Source organism: Ignatzschineria sp. RMDPL8A (assembly GCF_029815055.1).
In the GTDB taxonomy this organism is placed as follows: domain Bacteria; phylum Pseudomonadota; class Gammaproteobacteria; order Cardiobacteriales; family Wohlfahrtiimonadaceae; genus CALZBJ01.
The window spans coordinates 485,353-504,584 of the sequence record NZ_JAPPWA010000002.1; the positions used below are offsets into that span (position 1 = coordinate 485,353).

The 19,232-nt window shown below is 46.8% G+C and carries 20 protein-coding genes; 6 read left to right on the forward strand and 14 right to left on the reverse strand.

Annotated elements, in window-relative coordinates; all coding sequences use genetic code 11:
* Positions 1-48: 48 nt before the first annotated feature.
* The 11 genes from OXI21_RS03805 to OXI21_RS03855 form a co-directional block, all read right to left on the reverse strand.
* Positions 49-636 (reverse strand): ABC-type transport auxiliary lipoprotein family protein, encoded by a 588-nt coding sequence (locus OXI21_RS03805; protein WP_279618232.1) that lies wholly within the window; start codon positions 634-636, stop codon positions 49-51.
* An 11-nt stretch (positions 637-647) separates the two neighbouring features.
* Positions 648-1,529 (reverse strand): MlaD family protein, encoded by an 882-nt coding sequence (locus OXI21_RS03810; RefSeq protein WP_279618233.1) that lies wholly within the window; start codon positions 1,527-1,529, stop codon positions 648-650.
* On the reverse strand, positions 1,519-2,319 hold the full coding sequence (locus OXI21_RS03815; RefSeq protein ID WP_279618234.1) for an ATP-binding cassette domain-containing protein: 801 nt from the start codon (positions 2,317-2,319) through the stop codon (positions 1,519-1,521). The genes OXI21_RS03810 and OXI21_RS03815 overlap by 11 nt, the downstream gene beginning before the upstream one ends.
* A gap of 18 nt (positions 2,320-2,337) precedes the next feature.
* On the reverse strand, positions 2,338-3,441 hold the full coding sequence (locus tag OXI21_RS03820) for an ABC transporter permease (protein ID WP_279618235.1): 1,104 nt from the start codon (positions 3,439-3,441) through the stop codon (positions 2,338-2,340).
* Complete coding sequence (locus OXI21_RS03825) at positions 3,438-4,283, reverse strand: PH domain-containing protein (protein ID WP_279618236.1); 846 nt, start codon at positions 4,281-4,283, stop codon at positions 3,438-3,440. The genes OXI21_RS03820 and OXI21_RS03825 overlap by 4 nt, the downstream gene beginning before the upstream one ends.
* 13 nt (positions 4,284-4,296) lie before the next feature.
* Positions 4,297-5,001: a thermonuclease family protein gene (locus OXI21_RS03830; protein ID WP_279618237.1), complete on the reverse strand. Its 705-nt coding sequence runs from the start codon at positions 4,999-5,001 to the stop codon at positions 4,297-4,299.
* 38 nt (positions 5,002-5,039) lie between these two features.
* Complete coding sequence (locus OXI21_RS03835; RefSeq protein ID WP_279618238.1) at positions 5,040-5,528, reverse strand: phosphatidylglycerophosphatase A; 489 nt, start codon at positions 5,526-5,528, stop codon at positions 5,040-5,042.
* A gap of 20 nt (positions 5,529-5,548) precedes the next feature.
* On the reverse strand, positions 5,549-6,094 hold the full coding sequence (orn, locus tag OXI21_RS03840) for an oligoribonuclease (RefSeq protein ID WP_279618239.1): 546 nt from the start codon (positions 6,092-6,094) through the stop codon (positions 5,549-5,551).
* A 123-nt stretch (positions 6,095-6,217) separates the two neighbouring features.
* Positions 6,218-6,991: a peroxide stress protein YaaA gene (gene yaaA / locus OXI21_RS03845; RefSeq protein ID WP_279618240.1), complete on the reverse strand. Its 774-nt coding sequence runs from the start codon at positions 6,989-6,991 to the stop codon at positions 6,218-6,220.
* Positions 6,992-7,053: 62 nt separating this feature from the next.
* Positions 7,054-7,827 carry a phosphatase PAP2 family protein gene (locus OXI21_RS03850; protein ID WP_279618241.1) on the reverse strand — a complete coding sequence of 258 codons (774 nt, stop codon included), beginning with the start codon at positions 7,825-7,827 and terminating at the stop codon, positions 7,054-7,056.
* A gap of 64 nt (positions 7,828-7,891) precedes the next feature.
* The gene (locus OXI21_RS03855) at positions 7,892-8,683 is read right to left on the reverse strand and encodes a Cof-type HAD-IIB family hydrolase (RefSeq protein ID WP_279618242.1); all 792 of its coding nucleotides are present in this window, start codon (positions 8,681-8,683) and stop codon (positions 7,892-7,894) included.
* 218 nt (positions 8,684-8,901) lie between these two features.
* Between OXI21_RS03855 and hfq the strand changes: the two genes are divergently transcribed.
* From hfq to OXI21_RS03885, 6 genes are all read left to right on the forward strand, one after another.
* Positions 8,902-9,147 (forward strand): RNA chaperone Hfq, encoded by a 246-nt coding sequence (gene hfq, locus OXI21_RS03860; protein ID WP_279618243.1) that lies wholly within the window; start codon positions 8,902-8,904, stop codon positions 9,145-9,147.
* An 85-nt stretch (positions 9,148-9,232) separates the two neighbouring features.
* Positions 9,233-10,531 (forward strand): ribosome rescue GTPase HflX, encoded by a 1,299-nt coding sequence (gene hflX, locus OXI21_RS03865; RefSeq protein ID WP_279618244.1) that lies wholly within the window; start codon positions 9,233-9,235, stop codon positions 10,529-10,531.
* A gap of 98 nt (positions 10,532-10,629) precedes the next feature.
* Positions 10,630-11,922, forward strand: a complete 1,293-nt coding sequence (hflK, locus tag OXI21_RS03870) for an FtsH protease activity modulator HflK (RefSeq protein ID WP_279618245.1) — start codon at positions 10,630-10,632, stop codon at positions 11,920-11,922.
* Between the two features lie 13 nt (positions 11,923-11,935).
* The gene (gene hflC, locus OXI21_RS03875) at positions 11,936-12,988 is read left to right on the forward strand and encodes a protease modulator HflC (protein ID WP_279618246.1); all 1,053 of its coding nucleotides are present in this window, start codon (positions 11,936-11,938) and stop codon (positions 12,986-12,988) included.
* 48 nt (positions 12,989-13,036) lie between these two features.
* Positions 13,037-14,329, forward strand: a complete 1,293-nt coding sequence (locus tag OXI21_RS03880; protein WP_279618247.1) for an adenylosuccinate synthase — start codon at positions 13,037-13,039, stop codon at positions 14,327-14,329.
* 91 nt (positions 14,330-14,420) lie between these two features.
* The gene (locus tag OXI21_RS03885) at positions 14,421-15,815 is read left to right on the forward strand and encodes a phosphomannomutase CpsG (RefSeq protein WP_279618248.1); all 1,395 of its coding nucleotides are present in this window, start codon (positions 14,421-14,423) and stop codon (positions 15,813-15,815) included.
* Positions 15,816-15,951: 136 nt separating this feature from the next.
* Here the strand turns inward: OXI21_RS03885 and lptG are convergent, their stop codons facing one another.
* The 3 genes from lptG to tgt are packed head-to-tail and all read right to left on the reverse strand — an operon-like array spanning position 15,952 to position 19,174.
* Complete coding sequence (lptG, locus tag OXI21_RS03890; protein WP_279618249.1) at positions 15,952-16,992, reverse strand: LPS export ABC transporter permease LptG; 1,041 nt, start codon at positions 16,990-16,992, stop codon at positions 15,952-15,954.
* Positions 16,993-18,051: an LPS export ABC transporter permease LptF gene (gene lptF, locus OXI21_RS03895; RefSeq protein WP_279618250.1), complete on the reverse strand. Its 1,059-nt coding sequence runs from the start codon at positions 18,049-18,051 to the stop codon at positions 16,993-16,995. It abuts the gene before it with no gap.
* A 7-nt stretch (positions 18,052-18,058) separates the two neighbouring features.
* Positions 18,059-19,174 (reverse strand): tRNA guanosine(34) transglycosylase Tgt, encoded by a 1,116-nt coding sequence (gene tgt / locus OXI21_RS03900; protein WP_279618251.1) that lies wholly within the window; start codon positions 19,172-19,174, stop codon positions 18,059-18,061.
* Positions 19,175-19,232 lie beyond the last annotated feature (58 nt).

Consider the following 19,232-nt stretch of genomic DNA (forward strand, 5'->3'; position numbering starts at 1 on the left):
CGTGATATATCACTTTTATATTGAGATCGGTTCGATCGGCTCGACCGATTAGCGCGCAATCTCGTCGATCACTTTAGGAATCATGCGGCTAAAGAGACGATTGTACGCCTCCACGCCGGCTTTCGCGTTATAGTCCAAAATGGTCTCTTCATCGAAGAACATTTTTGAGCGAATGATGCGTTGGTTATGGGTATCGACAAGGCGAACATGCATGCGCGCAACTGCTTTATAGGGGGACTTGGTAAAATCTTGCTCGAGCGTATAGAGATGAAGATCAAGGCGAAGCGGGGTACTTAAGTCGCTCGGTGCGCTGATTACATCGCTAAAACGGCCTGATTTGACGAGGCTCTCCACCATAAGATCTTGAATCATGCGCGGCACAGGAATGCTCCATTGACTTTGGGTGTAAAACTCCACCTGATTGTCGTGGCGTTTATATTCCATCTGTGTGGTATTTAAGATCGCTGAAGATTTCACCGGTTCAACGCGAAGCGCAGGCTTTGGTTTTGCGTGCGAGGCGGTAATAGCCTGATCATCTGGCGTAATGAGATAATGTTGCGGCGCAGGACCCGATTGACAGGCAATGAGCAGAAGCGACGCAGCGGCAGTTAAGCATAATTTATAGAGTGTTTTCATCGAATATCTCCTTATTCACCCGGGCCTTTTTTGTTTTGCGGTTTCCCCATAATGAGCGAGCTTGGCTGATGGCGAAGTTCCTCAAGCAGGGTTGAAATGGTGAAGAGCATTTGCGAGAGTTCCGGCCCAAGTTGGCTGATGGTGCCATCGGTATTGTTCGCAACGGTACGCCACTCTCTTAAAAGAGCATTAATCTCTTCGGGCGTTGTTTTGAGCTCTTCGAGCAGTTTATTAATGCGCGGTTTTGCACCAACGGCGATATCATTGCCTGTTGCCACCAATACCGAGGTATCATCAATCAGTTTTTCTACTTTTGGCGCACTCTGATTGAGCGCGGTGGTAATCGCTTCAATATTTTTAATGGTGACGTTGATGCTCGCGATATTTTCATCGTTTAAAAGACCATCAAATTGATCGGAAAGCCCGGCAACGGAGGTGGTGATATTGTTGATCGCTTCATCGAGCCGTTTTGAGAGCGAGGGCCCATTTTGAATGCGCGGCACCGGCTCATGATCGGTAGGAAGAAGCAGCTTCGAATCCGGCGTACCATCAGTGAGACTGACGCCTACAAGCCCGGTAATTCCCTTAGCAATCAGCACCGCTTTGGTGTCCTCTTTAATGGGCGTTCCTGAATTGATATTAAGCAGAATCGTCACAAAGCGCGGGTCGTCTTGATTGAGCGAAATATTTGCAACTTTACCAACTTGCACTCCTTGATAATCGATGTTGCTATTGACGGAAAGTCCGGCAACCGATTCCTGAGTAACCACACGATATTGCACGTAACTAACCTTTTCCGTCCCGACCGTAAGCCAGACAGAAAGGGCCATAAACAGCAGGGAAAACCCTACAATAAAGGCACCAACTAAGGTGTAACTAAATTTATTTTCCATATGCATCCTTTGTCGCACGGCCGCGCGAGCCTTGAAAATAATCTTGAATTAATGGGTGAGGATTATTGACTAAAATCTCCATCGGCTCAAAGGCGAGGAGCTTTTTCTCACCTAAAAACGCGATGCGATCGGTGGTGGCCCAGAGCGAATCTAAATCGTGGGTGACCATCACAATCGTTAAATTAAGCGAGGCTTTTAACTGGCACATGAGCTCATCAAATGCCCCGGCAGAAATCGGGTCAAGCCCGGCAGTTGGCTCATCTAAAAAGAGCATTTTGGGCTCAAGGGCGAGTGCGCGCGCTAAACTTGCCCGTTTTACCATCCCGCCTGAGAGTTCTTTGGGAAGGCGCGTTGCCGCATGATCGGGAAGGCCCGCGAGTTTGATTTTGAGCATCGCAATCTCTTTCATGCTCGACTCAGAGAGGGAATAGTGCTCTTTAAGCGGAATCATAATGTTTTCAAGCACTGTGAGCGAGCTAAAGAGCGCACCACTTTGAAAGAGCATGCCAAATATTTTTTTAAGTTTTAGTTGCTCGCCACTTGAGATTCCCCACACCGGGCGATCCATCAGATAGACCTGGCCGGAAGCCGGGCGCAATAGCATAATAATCGAGCGAACCAGCGTGGTTTTTCCCGAGCCTGAACCACCGACAAGGCCGATCATTTCACCCTCGTGCACCTCCATACTCAAATCTTCATGAATGGAGTGCGTGCCAAAACGGTTATAGATATGCTCAAGGCGAATCACGATCTTTCGATCTTTGGGGGCATAGTGTTTTAATGGATCCATTATTGTTCCTGTTGCTCCTTACAGTCCGATGTTGCGCGTGGTGATCGAAAAGATCGCCTCGAAAATAATCACTAAAAAGATCGATTGTACCACGGCGGTGGTGGTTTGACGTCCGACACTGTCAGCGCCGCCTTGCACTTGGAAGCCTTGATAACAGCCCACAAAGGTGATGATAATGGCAAATACTGGCGTTTGTGCAAGCCCGACCAAAAAGCTATTGATGGTGACGGTTTGCGGAATACGCTCTAAAAACTCCGCAAAACTGATATCGAGGAAGGTATAAGAGAGCACCATCCCGCCTAAAATCCCTAAGATATCGGCAAAAATGGTTAAAAACGGCATCGCCACCAGCATCGCAAGGAGTTTTGGAATCACGAGCTGATCGATCGGATTAATCCCAATCGTTTCGAGCGCATCCACCTCTTCATTGACCTTCATCGTCCCAATTTGCGCGGCAAAGGCCGATCCCGTTCGCCCGGCAATAATAATTGCCGTGAGCATCGGCGCTAAAATACGCAATGTCGAGATGGTAATCAGATCGACCGCAAAAATATTGACGCCAAACATTCGCAGTAGTGTTCCGCCTTGATAGGTGATCACAAACCCCACGAGAAAGTTAAGCAGTCCCACAATGGCAAGGGCATTGACCCCCGCGGTTTGGATATTGGCCCAAAAGGTACGCCAACGAATGCGCCACGGACGCAGAAGATTTTTAAAGAGTTCAAGCGAGGCCTCACCAGTAAAAGCGAGAAACCCCATAGCATCGATGGTGAGGTTGATTCCATATTTCCCAAGCTGACTGAGATAATTGAGCAGCGCCGGAGTTTTCGCAGGCGGCAGATCAAAATTGAGCTTGGTATCGATAAAGTTAAAAAGATCGAGATCCTCTTTTTTAAGCCCGGTAAGCGTGCCTTTTTTTCCCGCCTCTGAAGCCGTGTAAAGGAGCTTCGAGATAAGGTAGCAACCATTGGTATCGATCGATTCGATATGGCTGGCATCGAGGGTGAAATTCTCGGAAAGCGCATTAAATTTAAGTGCATCCATCGCTGATTTTGCCGTATCCATTTTGGGCAAAATCCAGTCTCCGGAGAGGGTAATTGAATCTGAATGAACGGTAATCATGAGGCATTATCCTGTGGGTCACCAAGATCAAGCAGTGATTTGCGCAGCGTTTTAAGGCGCGGAATGGCTGGAAGCTCGCAAATATAACCGCCGTTTGTCTGAATAATTAAGCGCCCAACATTTAAAAAACGGCTCACGATGCCCATTTTAATTTGGAAAAAGCTGATCTGTTTCGGCGCAATGTCGATAATCTCCGGTTTAATCAGCCCACTTTTAATCACAAGGCGACGATTGGTAAGAAGAATTTCGGTGGTAATAAAGTAGATTGCCGCGCGAATCAGGCGATACGCTGCGTAGATCAATACCCCGTAGCTCAGCCATTTACGCGGATGGAGATAGGTGGTGCTTAAAAGATGGGTGATTCCTTCGGGCATCTTATCTTGAAGAGTGGCAAAACCGAGCGCCATTTGAGAATAGAGATCATTAGCCATCAGCGTTTTTGAACGGGCAGGGAGCTCAAAAATATCGAGCACAAACATTAAGTTGAATGGGCCTTTGGCGAGCGCCCCGAGCCAGAGATAGAGCCCTAACAGAAGCCATAAAAGCGGCACCAAAAAAATCCAATAATGAACGCGAACGATCGACTCAAGCGTTTCATGATCGCCCAAGATCGTGCTTGAATCCCCATTATCGTAATGACTTTTCACCGCACGTTTCTCAGTAGCATCTTGTGAATCGGTCGTTGCTTTTTTAGGCCATTTAGGCAGATTAAATGCCGGTTTATTGAGCGCTAACTTAGGCATCGATAATTTTTTCTCAAGGGGCACTTCCTCTTTCTGGCGAAGCGGAATTCCTGATGATTGCATGGATGGTGTCGTCTCTGTGCTCTTCAATTCTTGCATGCGTAACCTACTATTATCTCCGATTTAGTTTGCGCCACTCGGCGGGATTTTGCTGATCACCAGGCTTGGACCAGATGCCAATTTTTTCATGTTGTGCGGTTTTTTCAGTGGCGAAGTATAGTTTATCATTATTATACTGATGATAAACAACTGCTTGCCCTGCTTCGACCATTTTTAGTCCGAGATCGTTTTCCTCGATGGGCTCGCCTTGGTAGATTTTCGCCACATAACGCTGATACCGATCGATATCAAGGATCTCAACGCTCACATCCTTTTTATTGGTAATGAGGGATTTAAGATAAGCGGTTGAATGCTCGCCCCACGGTTTTTGCTCGGTCTCTGGCGCATCAATGCCCCAAACTCTGATCTTTAAACGGGTATTTTTCTCATCGTAAAAGCAGTGCGCGGTCACCGTATCCCCATCGCTAATGGAGTGGATTTTACACGCGGTGAGCGTCGTCTTTTTCGGGATAGTATTATCGACCACATAGGGGTCTTGGTAATAGGAAAAGACCAAGAGCCCGATCGAGATGAGCGCAATGGGAAGGATCGCGTAGAGCGTCGGTTTCTTACCTTTTTTAAGATCGGTGATGATCTTTTTTGAACTCTGTTTGACGTAGCGCTTGCCCCGTTTTTGCTGTTTTGAAAAGAGCCCGTAAAGGTGTTGCACGAGCTCTTTGAGTAGACGGTTATTGCGATTGTTTTTATTGATCTGCATAACGAAAAATGACCTCCAAAATCTTAAAAACGACCGATTTACAGAAGCCCAGGAATTGGCACATAGAGGCGAATGAGGTGAAATACGCCGCAAGCAATGCTGCCCGCGATCATATCGTCGATCATAATGCCAACGCCGCCGCCAATCTTTTGGTCTGCAACGCGAATCGGCCACGGCTTTATGATGTCGAAAATGCGAAAGAGAATAAACCCGATCACCATATTAGTCAGGCTAAAGGGAATCGCGATCATGGTGATCCAAAGCCCGACAAATTCATCCCAGACAATGCCCCCGTGATCGTGTACGCCAAGCTCATCACTCGCTTTTTGGCAGATGTAAAATCCAAAGAGGGAAGCCACCACAATCACAAGAAGATAGGCCCATAAAGGGAGAAATGTTAATCCCACCCAAAACGGGAGTGCCGCGAGTGTTCCAAAGGTGCCGGGCGCAACAGGCGCACACCCTGAACCAAAGCCGGAGGCGATAAATTGAGCGGGCGTTTTAATGGTGATTTTTGGCTGAGTCATGGTCGCTAGATCTCCGCGAATTACGCTTCTTTCACAAAATAATGATCGCGATAATGCTTGAGTTCGCCAATCGATTCTTCAATATCATCAAGCGCTAAATGCACGCCTTTTTTCTCATAGCCCGGATGCTCGGGATACCAGCGTTTCACGAGCTCCTTGATGGTGCTCACATCGATATTGCGATAGTGGCAAAATTGATCGAGATGCGGCATATATTTCTTAATAAAACGGCGATCGGTGCCGATGCTGTTACCACACAGAGGCGTTTTTCCATCAGGGATATATTGGCGCACAAATTCAAGAGTTTTCGCTTCCGCTTCTTTAACGGAGATCGTACTCTCTTCGACGCGTTTAGTCAGGCCAGATTCGCCGTGAGTTGTAGTGCACCACTCGTCCATCAAACCTAAAATGTCGCTTGGCTGATGAATGGCGATGTTCGGCCCTTTGGCGATAATGTTGAGTTGCTTGTCGGTAATGATCGATGCGATCTCAATAATATGGTGCGTGGTTTCGTCTAGACCGGTCATTTCAAGGTCGATCCAGAGTAAGTTATCCGCTGATTTCATGTTAACTCCTAAATTTTCTGTGCACTGATTTTAGCATATTCTTTAAAAAAGAAGGGAGTGAGACTGATCTGTCCACTCCCTCGGGATCATCTAAGCGCTTAAAGGCGGGCGGTTGACGATCGATTATGCGCCGAGTTTACGCTGAAAAAGCATCTCATTTTTGCCATTCATTTCGATAAATTGATACCCATCGGTATTAAAGGCTTTAAGATCGTCGACGGTTTGTGCGTTGGTTTCAGCGGCAAAGCGCGTCATAAGGCCACGGGCTTTTTTCGCGTAGAAGCTAATCACTTTAAAAGTGCCTTTACTGAAATCTTGGAACACCGGCGTAATTACCGGCGCGTTTAGTGCCCTTGGCTGAACCGCTTTAAAATATTCATTCGATGCGAGATTGATCACCGCTTTGTGGCCCTGTTCCTCGATCGCCTCATTGAGTCGATTAGTGACCTGATTGCCCCAAAACTGATAGAGATTGGTGCCTCGATCGTTTTTAAGGCGGGTGCCCATCTCAAGACGATATGGGAAAATCAGGTCCAGCGGTTTAACCGCGCCATACAATCCCGAGAGCATTAAAAGATGATCGTTTAGATAAGTCATCTCTTTTTCAGAGAGCGTATATGCGTCGATTCCTTCATAGACATCGCCTTTAAAGAGAAATAGCGCTTCTTTGGCATTCTCGTGGGTGAAGGGTGTTTCGTAATTGTGAAAGCGCTCGACATTTAGGTCAGCAATCTTTTCAGAGACCTTCATCAGCGCCTGAATATCCTCAGAGCTGTAGCGTTTTAAGATCTCAACGAGCTCGGCAGAATGCTCAAGCAGACGAGGTGATGAGTCGCCGCGAAAGGGCGGGGTTGTGGTCTCATCGAGTGTTTTAGCCGGGGAGAGTAGAAATAACATCGAAAATCTCCTTTAGATAATCAGTTGAATGGGCAACCAGTGGTGTTTTATTTAGTGTGCACTTATGGCGAGGTCACAAGTGCGAGGCGTTTTTTATGCGCGTCATTGCGATCAAGGGCGTAGAAAAAGAGTAGGTTCGCTAAATAGGCAAAGACCGTACTGACAAGGAGGTCAATGGGGGAATGCATGCCAAGGCGAAGGCGGCTGATCAGCATTAAGACCGCCCAAAGCGTCAGAATCGAGCCCACCGCAAGCGTCCATGGATGTTTTTCGCGGGTTAAAAAACCTAAAAAGATAAAGACCCAGCACGCGGCAAAAATCGTATGCCCGGAGGGAAATGAGTATCCGGTTTCATGCTTCCAATGGTTTTTAAGATAGCTTGGCGTATGGGTGTCGTTCTCGGTTAAATGGGCGATAATTTCTCCGCGATGTTTGCGTTTGTTTTGATAAAAATCGGTAAGGTCATCGAGCTCGCCGTTTGCCAGCTCCACCACATAACTCATATAGGGGCGCGGTTCTTTGTAGAGCTGTTTTAAGCCGGTTTTAATCACTTGCGTCCCTGCTTGGAGGATAAACACGCTGAGGAAAATCATGATCCAACCATGCTTTTTATCACGGCAGAGAAGGACGAGCAGAATCGCTAGAAACAGTGAAAAGGCACCGGCATAGTAGGGCGCCGATCCCGTTTCCGTTAAGCCATAGAGAAATGCATCAAAAATGGTGTAGGCCTGCTCAGCGCTCCAATTCCAGCCGATCGCCCAGGTGATAAGTGGAATCGCGAGCAGTAGTAAGAAAACAGCGGTAAAACGAAAGGTCAAGGGTTTGAACGTATCCATGAAGGTCCTTTTGCGTTAAATATCGGTAAATTGAGAGTGAGGATGATCCGCTTCGAGGATCCCGTTAGAGATCAAAATAACGGGTCAACATTTGATGCACGCCATCCTCGGCATTGCTTGGAATAATCCGGCTTGAATCAAATTGCTCTTTAAGCTGCGGCGTTGCATTTTCCATGATAAATGAGGTGCCAACGAGATTGAGCATCGCAAGATCATTGAGCTGATCGCCCACCGCCATCGCTTCATCAGGAGAAACATTAATCCGCTCAAGCACCGCCTCAACGCCGGTGGCTTTACTCACCCCTTCAGGCATAATTTCAAGATAGTTGGAGGCTGAGGTCATAATGTTCACCCGCTCAAAATGGGCATGGGCTTTATCTTGATAGAGGATCGATTTTTCCGGCGGCACAATAAAGAGTGCTTTGGTAAAGGTCATCGCATCCCAATTGGTAATTGAATCGGTGTCGATATAGGTCTCATTTTCATAAAAGGAGGCGTGTTGCTGTCCGCCGCGATTATAGATGATGTCATCGTGATAAAAGACGGTATCAAGGGCGTGAGTTTTCTCAAAATCGAGCACATCAAAGACCGTTTTAGCCGGAAGCGTATGCTGTGAAATAACTCTGTTATCAAGGAAATCAAAGACCCGCGCGCCATTGTAATTGATGATGTAACGGCAATCTCCGAGCTCAAGGGCAAAGCGATGTGAGCTTGCATAACTTCGGCCGGTGCTAAAGATGATCTCAATCCCTTCATTTTGTAGGATTTTGAGCGTTTTCATCAAGGGCTCGGAAAAGGTGTGGGCGGGCGTTAAGCTCGTGCCATCGAGGTCTAAAAATATAGCTTTGATCGACATGTTTTCTGTGCGTTTAGATTAAAATTTGGGTCAATTATACTGAAAATTGAAGGAAAAAGAGAGTTTATTGCGCTTATCGTCCCGATAAATGGGCAACATATTTTGAATATTAACGGCATTATGCATTATACTTATACAGATGTCAGCGTGTGGGTCATAAATCTTGGATGCGCCTGCATAACAATAACGATAATGAAACAAAATAAGTGAGAAAAACCATGGCAAAAATGCAATCCTTACAAGAACCTTTTTTAAATGCGCTTCGTAAAGAGCGTGTTCCTGTGTCGATCTTTTTAATCAATGGAATTAAATTACAAGGTCAAATCGAATCATTTGACCAATTTGTCATTTTACTGCGCTCAAATGTGAGCCAAATGATCTATAAACATGCGGTTTCAACCATCGTGCCAGCGCGCAATATTTCGATGGATGATGGCCGTGATGATAATGGAGATGAAGCGTAATAATCATTGTTAACGACGATGAAACGCCGTCCATTTTAATCAACCTTAATCAATATTAAATAAAAGGGGTATTAGACAGACCTGAATGAGTACATTTGAGACACCGACGCCGGTCAGCGACCGCGCAATTTTAGTGGCACTGACCATGCCCGATACCGAATCCGGTGAGTTTGAGGAGTTCCAAGAACTTGCCGATTCAGCAGGCGTAGAAATGCTGGAATTTATTACGGGACGACGTGATACGCCTGACTTTAAATATTTTTTAGGCAGTGGTAAGGCCGATGAAGTCGCGGAAGCCGCTGAAAGGCTCGAAGCGAACGTCATTATTGTCAATCATGATTTAACGCCAAGCCAGACACGAAACTTAGAGAATAAGTGTGAGTGTCGGGTCGTCGATCGAACAGGACTCATTTTAGATATCTTTGCCCAGAGAGCTCAAACCTTTGAGGGGAAACTTCAAGTTGAGCTCGCTCAGCTGACACGCCTCTCCACTCGCCTTGTGCATAAGCATAGTAATCTAGCGCAGTTACGCGGTGGGGCGGTAGGACTTCGGGGCCCCGGTGAGACGCAACTTGAGCAAGATCGCCGTCTGATCGGAACTCGCATTAAGCAGCTTAAAAAACGCCTTGAAAACGTCGAGAAAATGCGTGAACAGGGTCGTCAAGCTCGGCGCCGTAATGAGGTGCCGACCATTGCACTTGTTGGGTACACCAACGCCGGTAAATCCTCACTCTTTAACCATTTAACCGATTCGAAAGTCTATGCGAAAGATCAGCTCTTTGCGACGCTTGATCCCACGCACCGCGGGCTCGATTTAGAGCATGTCGGACGAACTATTTTAGTGGATACGGTTGGTTTTATCTCAAAGCTCCCCCATGATCTAGTCAATGCATTCCGCTCAACGCTTCATATGGCAACGGAAGCGGATCTTTTGCTTGAGGTGATCGATGTGGTTGACCTTGAACGCGATCTCAAAATTAACGAAGTGGCGACGGTTTTAGAAGAGATTGGCGCTGATGAGGTGCCACGCATTCAAGTCTTCAATAAGATCGATCTTGACCCCCACATTGAGCCGCATGTTGGTAAAAATGAACATGGGGCGATTACACAGGTATGGATCTCGGCTGAAAAAGGCTTGGGGATCGATCTATTATTGGACGCGATCGCTCAGTTTTTCCAAAAATCCCATGTGCGCGAAACGATAGTATTGCCACCGGATGAAGGGCGCTTACGCGCGGAGCTTTATGAGCTTGATGCCGTTGTGAGTGAAGCATTTAATGAGCAAGGAATGGCGGAACTTGAGGTCTATTTAGCACGCCATAAGTTAGCGCGATTGATGAAGCAATTTCCGAGTGCAAAAAAGTTTTTTGCCCTTGAAAAATAGCTGAGAATTAGGTGCAAAAGCTCCCAACAATTGGTATCTTATGGTGTCAAGAAAAATTAAGATCGTCACAACGTCAATCAGAAATGTAAAGGTAGTTGATGAAAAAGAGAATTTTAGAAATGGCTTGGAAAGCGCCCAATGATGGGCAAGATTCAGGTCAGAATCGAGGCAATAATGGCTATCGTCCGCCGAATCAGGGTGGGGAATCTGAGCTAGATAAATTACTTAAAAAAGTAAAATCGAGTTTAGGAGGCGGCGGTTCATCGGCAGGCACTCCTAAAGGGCTTGGCCTTTATGTCGGCGTTGGGCTTGTGGTCGCGCTCGGCTTTTGGCTCTCAACCGGAATTTATACCGTAGATGCGGGGCAAAAAGGGGTTGAGCTTTTCTTAGGTAAATACAGTAAAACGAAAGATGCGGGGTTAACGTGGCGTTTCCCAAGTCCGCTCGGTGAGCATCGCATTATCGATATTCAGCGTCGTTATTCGCAAAAAATTGGCGGATCAGCCACTAATGGTGGTCGTAGCTCTGCGATGTTAACCAAAGATGAGAACATTGTCGATGTGCGCGTTGAAGTGCAATATCAGATCGATAATTTAGAGCCGCATAAATATTGGTTCGCCTCGGTCAATCCCGATGCAACCCTTAAAGAGGTGGTCGACAGTGCCACCCGTGAACGCGTTGGGCAGACCCTTCTTGATGATATTTTAACGGACGGCCGTGAAAAATTGATGCAAGAGGTGAAAGAGCTCGCTCAGAGCATTATTAATAACTACGGCATCGGTTTGACAATCACGAACGTCAACTTGGAAGATGCGCAAGCACCGCTCGCGGTTCAAGATGCCTTCTCGGATGCGATTCGTGCCCGTGAAGATGAACAGAGTCGGATTAATCAATCGCTTGCCTATAAGAGTAAAGTAGAAGAAGAGGCACGCGGGGAAGCGGGCCGAGAAATCCAGCAAGCCGAAGCCTATCGTGATAGTAAAATTGCGGTGGCGCGAGGGGAGGCGGAACGCTTTAACCAACTCTATACGGCCTATAAAGTATCGCCCGAAATTACCCGCGAACGTCTCTATTTAGAAACGATCGAAGAGGTATTACAAGGCACCAATAAGATCATCATGAGCGAAGGCAACAGCAATAATTTAATGATGTTACCGCTCGATAAAATGATGAAAGAGCGTAACGATTCGCCAAAAAAGAACAGTGATAAAGATTCAATTTTAACGCGCGAAACGTTACCCAGTCAGTCAGGATCGCCCTTAATGCAAGGATCTAATAGCACTCGATCGGGCGCAACCGTTACACCGCAGGCACCTGCGAAAACCTACGAACAAGCGGCACCGTACAACAATAATACAACGATCCGCAGTCGTACACGTACCGGTTATTAAGAGGTGAAACAGTATGAATAATAAGATGTTAACAAAGCTTGCCTTACCGATTGTTTTGGTGGGCGGATTTTTATTGAGCGACTCATTTTTCACGCTTAAAGAGTGGGAAAAAGGGCTTCAATTCCAGTTTGGTCGAATCGTTAAAGAGCACACAGAGCCCGGGCTTCACATGAAAGTGCCCTTCATTCAAAACGTGCGTAAATTTGATGGTCGTATCCACACGCTTGAAACGAAACCTGAGCCGTTTTTAACCTCAGAAAAGAAAAACCTCATCGTTGATACCTTTGTTAAATGGAAGGTCAAAGATGCGCGCACCTACTATACGAGTGTGCAGGGCAATCCCATCATCTTCAATCAGCGTTTAGAGCCGATTGTAAAAAACAACTTCCGTGCAGCTTTTGGTAAGCGTGATGTTCAAACCGTTGTCGGCGGGACTGTGGAAGCGAAAATTCGTCACGAAGAGAGCGATAAGCGTCTCGTATTTGATAATCCTGAAGATGTATTAGCGGCCGATGAGTCTCTACTTCGCGATATCAACAAATCCGATGTGGAAGTAGTGATTAAGAGTAAAGAAGTTGAGATTGCTGAAATTGCTGGGCAAAAGGTTAATCTTAACAATACCGTTCGTCGTGAAATTGAAGATAATATTCAAGCCGCCCTCATTATTGAAGCGGGTAAATATGGCGTTGAGATCGTCGATGTGCGAATCAACGGCGTTGAATTACCAGATGATGTTACTGAGAGTGTCTTCACCCGTATGCGCCGTGACCGTGAAAAAGTGGCCACCGAACTTCGCTCAAAAGGGGAAGCAGCATACATTCAACAAGCGGCTCAAGCGGATCGTAACCGTACGGTAATGCTTGCAGAAGCGTATGAAAAAGCCGAGGTCATCCGAGGTGAAGGGGACGCAAAAGCGGCGGAAATTTATGCGAATGCTTATGGTCAAGATCGAGATTTCTATGAGTTTTATCGTAGTTTAGAGGCGTATAAAAAAGCCTTTGAAGATAAAAACGATCTCTTTATCTTAGATCCAAACTCCAAATTTTTTAAACATTTTAGTGAGTAACGCAAGGCACTCACGACCTTAGATTAGTTAACGATAAGGACAATTTAGATGGGTAATAATGTAGTTATCATCGGCACACAATGGGGTGACGAGGGTAAAGGGAAAATTGTAGATCTTCTTACCGAACGCGCGAAAGCGGTGGTTCGCTTCCAAGGAGGCCACAATGCGGGTCATACGCTCGTAATTAATGGTGAAAAAACCGTGCTTCGCCTGATTCCTTCAGGTATTTTGCGTGATCATATCACTTGTTATATTGGGAATGGCGTGGTGTTATCACCGTCTGCATTACTCAGTGAAATGGATGAATTATTAAGCCGTGGCGTCAACGTTGATGAGCGTCTTAAAATCTCTGAAGCGTGTCCGCTTGTGATGCCTTATCACGTTGCGATTGACCAAGCGCGTGAAGAGAAATTGGGCAAGATGAAGATCGGGACTACCGGTCGCGGAATCGGACCAACTTATGAAGATAAAGTGGCGCGCCGTGCGGTTCGCGTTGCCGATCTTTTCCACCCAGAACAGTTCCGTCAAAAACTGGAAGCGGTGATGGAATATCACAACTTCGTTTTAACCGAATATCTTGGTAAAGAAGCGATGTCGGTTGATGAGGTTTATAACGAAACGATGGAACTTGCAAAACGCTTGCTTCCACTTGTTGCAGATGTGTCTCACGAACTTCGCAAACATCGCGATCGCGGTGATAAAGTGATGTTTGAAGGGGCGCAAGGAACCTTCCTTGATATCGACCACGGAACCTATCCATTTGTGACCTCAAGCAACACCTCAGCAGGGGGCGCGGCAACGGGTTCAGGCGTAGGACCTCTTTACTTAAACTACACCTTAGGGATTGTCAAAGCGTATGTAACGCGCGTTGGATCAGGCCCATTCCCAACAGAATTGACCTGCGAAATTGGTCAAGGTTTAGCAAAACGCGGTAACGAATTTGGTTCTGTAACCGGTCGCGCCCGTCGTTGCGGTTGGTTTGATGTGCCGGTACTTCGCCGTTCAGTGGATATCAATAGTATCTCAGGGCTCTGCCTCACGAAACTTGATGTGTTAGATGGTATGGACGAAGTGAAACTCTGTACGCACTATATTTTAGATGGCAAAAAAGTGGATTATCCGCCTTATGGCGCGGAAAACTTCGGTCGCTGTGAGCCGGTGTATGAAACCATGCCCGGTTGGACTGAGAGCACAGTCGGTGCGCAAAGTATGGATGATCTGCCACAAAATGCGATCAACTATATCAAACGCATTGAAGCGCTCGTCGGTGCGCCGATCGATGTGATTTCAACCGGTCCTGATCGTGTTGAAACCGTTGTGATTCGTGACCCATTCCAATAAATTGTCACCAATAAATCATCAATGATTTGTCAAAAACGCATCGCATGTAATAATGATCGATGCGTTTTTTTATGTAGAGGAGAAAACGGAGATGAATCAACTGTCATTATCGGGATTTAAAGCGTATGATCTGCGCGGAAAATTGCCTTCAGAGATTAACTCTAGCCTTTTTTACGCTGTCGGGCGCGGGTTTGCTACAGAATTTTTGCCTAAAAAAGTGGTGGTGGGATTTGATATTCGTTATGCGAGTCTATTTCTAACGGATTATTTAATTGCTGGATTGCGAGATTCCGGTGTTGATGTGGTGTCGATCGGTCTTTGTGGGACCGAAGAGGTCTATTTTCATACTACCGATCAAGCGGCTGATGGTGGCATTATGGTGACGGCGAGCCACAATCCCGTTGAATATGCGGGGATGAAATTTGTGGGCAAAGGGTCCGCGCCGATTAGCTATGCAACGGGGCTTAAAAAACTCTCCGAGCGAATTGCGCAGCAGGATTTTCTTCCTGTGATTGACAAGGCTTCAGGTGAGTATGGGGCGCTCTCCTTTCATTATGATAAATCCGCTTACATTGAAAAGATTCTCTCCTTTATCGATATCGCGAACCTTCGCGCCAAGGAAGGGCAAAAGCCGCTTAAAGTGGTGGTTAATGCGGGTAATGGAACGGCAGGGCCGGTGCTTGATCGTTTACAAAGCCATCTTCCGATCGAGATGATTAAGATTCATAACAGGCCCGATAGCCAGTTCCCAAACGGGATTCCCAATCCCTTACTTCATGAAAATCGCTTAGAGACCGCTCGAGCGGTACGGGAAAATGGCGCGGATTTAGGCGTCGCGTGGGATGGGGATTTTGATCGCTGCTTTTTCTTTGATCATCAGGGTGAATTTGTCGATCCTTCCTATCTTGTTGGGCTTCTTGCGAAGCAGATACTGAGTCATTGCCCCGGTGAAACGGTGGTGACCGATACGCGGATGATCTGGAATAGCCAATATGAGATTAATCAAGCGGGCGGTCGCGCGGTGATGTCGCCCGGTGGGCACTCTCCGATGAAAGAGACGATGCTCAAAGAGTCGGCGATCTATGGTGGCGAGATGAGTGCACATCACTATTTTAGAGCGTTTAACTATTGCGATTCAGGAATGATTCCTTGGCTCCTGGTGGTTGAACTCCTGGTGACGACGGGGAAATCCTTGTCGGAGCTGATTGCCGAGAGTAAGGCGCGTTTTCCTTGCAGTGGTGAGCAAAACTTTAGCGTTCAATCAACAGAAAAAGTCCTGCGCGAGCTTGAAGCACACTATCGGGATTCAGCGCGCACAATTGATCATACCGATGGATTGAGCCTTGAGTTTGATAGATGGCGAATCAATGTCCGCGCGTCCAATACCGAGCCGCTACTCCGTCTTAATCTTGAGGTGAAAGAGGATACGAATCTTTTGGAAGCAAAACTTTTAGAGCTTCGAGAATTGATTGCGCTTTTTGGTTAAGGACTAAGGACTGTCTGAATTTCTTTAAGACTAAAAAAAGACCTTATACCCTGTTAACTGTGGATAACTTGAGGATAAGGTCTTTTTTGTCGCTGTTTATTTTGATAGTGGCCAGCTTAATTGTTTAGCTAAAACGTTAATTGGGCACCAACCTAAAGAGTACAAAGGCGATGGTAATCGCAAGCAGCGTTGGAATGAGCGCTCCAATAATGGGGGCAAAGCCCGCGATCAAGATAAAGTGCCCGAGCATTTGGGTCGCAAGATAGATACAGAGCCCGAGGACGACGCCGATTAAAATCCGTTCACCGATCCCTTTTTGGCGCTGCTGCGCGAAGACAAGCGGAGCGGCAATTAAGATCATGGAGATATTGGTGAGCGGATGGAAAATCTTCGACCAGAAAGCGAGGCGATGCTCACTGCTATCGAGGCCATTGCGATCAAGATAACGGATAAATTCCCACAACTTTTGCGCCGATAAAGATTCTGGCGCACTTGTTAACGCGGTGAGTGCTTGATTGTCAATCACGATCGGAATCTCGGCCGCTTTTTTAGGTGTTTTTGAGATTTTTTCTTCGCTAAAGGTTGTGCTTGCGGCATCGGGGAAATGCCATGAATCGTGGTCAATCTCTGCCTTGGATGCAGTGGTCACTTGGTTAAGGAGCTGATCGTGCGCATCATAGAGGGTAATATTGCGCAGATCGCCATTTAAGGTCGATCCCACTTCCACAATGTAATGGCCATCAATGGCCCAAAAGCCTTGGCCTTTGGTGGTTTTTCGGCTCATCTCTTGCGCGCGCTGTTCGGTGATGGGAATCATAAATTCGCCAATCAGCGCCACAATCGCGCTTAAAAAGATGGTGGCAAAGATCGCGCCATAAATGGTGCGAAGCTTACTAAATCCGGCGGTACGAATCGCGGTGAGCTCACTATTACTCGCCAGTTGCCCAAGCCCTAAAAGTGCCCCTAAAAGAAGCGCCATCGGGAAGATGCGATAGACCCGAGTCGGCGTATCAAAGAGAATATAACTTGCCACATGAATGAGTGAATAATCGGAGGTGCCAAGATCTTGCAGTTCATTTAAAAAGGTAAAAAAGGTCTCGATAATCACCAAAAGCAGCAAGCAGAGCAGGGTGAAAAAGAGCGTCGTTTTAAAGGTATATTGATCGATCTTAATCATCTAAACCGCCTTATTGTGTCGTGTTGAAATGATGAGGGCAAAGACAAGGTTAAGCCCGTGAATCCACCAAAGGCCAACCTCTGGCGAGACCGATCCCTTCTTAATCCACGCTTGCCCAACGCCGATTAAGTTAAAGTAGATCACATAGAAGATCACCCCTAAAATGAGCTTATTAAAACGTCCTTCACGCGGTTTTGAGTGAGAAAGAGCGGGAATCATCAGCACTAAGATAAAGACAGAGATGGGGGATGCGATCCGGCGGTGAAATTCGGCCTTTTGCGCCAAAGTTTTTCCGGGGAATACCTCGCTCGCGCTATAGGAGATCGCTTTTGGCCACGTAAGAGAATCGTCTGAATCAAGGCGAATAATCATCTCATTGAAAAAGAGGCGATCGGTCTCTCCATTTTTCTTCACATGGGTGCGCGAGCCATCATTCAGAAGGATAAAACGCACGTTTTCCGGTGAGATAATTTGATAGCCTTTTTCCGCTAGGGTGATGGAATAGGTATGATCTTTTTCGCGGGTTTTGATGAAGATATTTTGCAGTTCATCCTCTTTTTTATCAATGCCTTGCACATAGATCGTATGCTTTCCGCGGGCAAATTCTCTAAAAATACCGGGTTTGATAATGGTTAACTGCGCATCTTCGCGAGCTTTGCGAAGCACTTCATCTTGTTGTTTGGCAATTTCGGGCACAATCCAAAAGTTGAGTACCGTGAGCAAAACACCAAGGGGAATCGCCATGCCGAGAAGGACGCGATACACCGATGAAACCGATACGCCGAGCGCATACATCGCCGTCATCTCACTGTCTTTATAGAGCCGCCCGAACGCTAAAATGGAAGCGAGCAGAAAACTGAGCGGCAACAGTTCCGTGATAAAACGCACCACTTGCAGCCCGAGCAGTGAGAAAACAGCCGATTGCGACAGCGTGCCATCTAACACTTGATTGAGGTAGAAGGCGAGGCGCTGTACCAGCAAAATGGAGATCAACACGATCAGCACGGCGGCAAAGGTCGAGAGGATCTCACGGCGTAGATAACGGCGTATCAGATTCATGCGGAAATTAATGTCCTTTCGCTACATAGGAGCGCTCTTCGTAGAACGTTTTCTTAAATTCATCAAAGGTACCAGCATCAATGGCATCACGGATCGATTGCATTAGATCAAGGAAATAATGCAGATTGTGAATGCTATTTAAATGCGCCCCTAAAATTTCTTTAGTGCGGGTTAAATGGCGCAGGTACGAGCGGGTGAAATTCTGACAGGTGTAGCAACTACAGGTTGAATCGATCGGACGCGTATCGAGCTCATAACGGGCATTTTTAATGCGCACATCGCCAAAGCGGGTAAAGAGATGGCCGTTTCGTGCGTTTCGAGTTGGAATCACGCAGTCAAACATATCGACCCCGCGCGATACCCCTTCCACTAAATCTTCCGGTTTCCCAACGCCCATTAAGTAGCGCGGTTTATCTTTCGGCATGAGCGGATTGAGGTGCTCTAAAATGCGGTGACGATCTTCCATCGGTTCCCCAACCGCAAGGCCGCCAATTGCGTATCCGTGGAAATCGATCTCGGTGAGTTTTTCTACAGAAATGGTGCGAAGATCTTCATACATTCCACCTTGAACTATCCCGAAAAGCGAGTTGGGATTATTTTTAGTAAAGGCATCTTTTGAGCGTTTTGCCCAGCGCATGGAGAGCTCCATCGATTCTTTTGCTTGTTGATGGGTCGCGGGATAGGGCGTACATTCGTCAAAAGCCATCACAATATCGGAGCCTAAAACCCGCTGAATCTCCATGGAGGTTTCAGGATCTAAGAAACATTTACGGCCATCAAATGGCGAGCGGAAGGTAACCCCTTTCTCTTCAATTTTTCGCAGTTCCGCGAGCGAAAAGACTTGGAATCCGCCGGAGTCGGTCAAGATCGGTTTATCCCAACGCATAAAGTCATGAAGATCGCCGTGCGCTTTAATCACATCAAGGCCCGGGCGAAGCCAGAGATGGAAGGTGTTGCCGAGCACAATTTGTGCATTCATCTCTTCTAGGTTTTTAGGCGTCACTCCCTTAACGGTCGCGATCGTGCCCACAGGCATAAAAATCGGGGTTTCAATGGTGCCCCGTTCGAAGGTAAGTCGGCCACGGCGCGCCGTGCCATCAGTTTTTAATAATTCAAATTTCATTCGTTTTCTGGTTAACTTGTCGTTTACTTATCGTGATCGTGATTTTAATGCTATTATT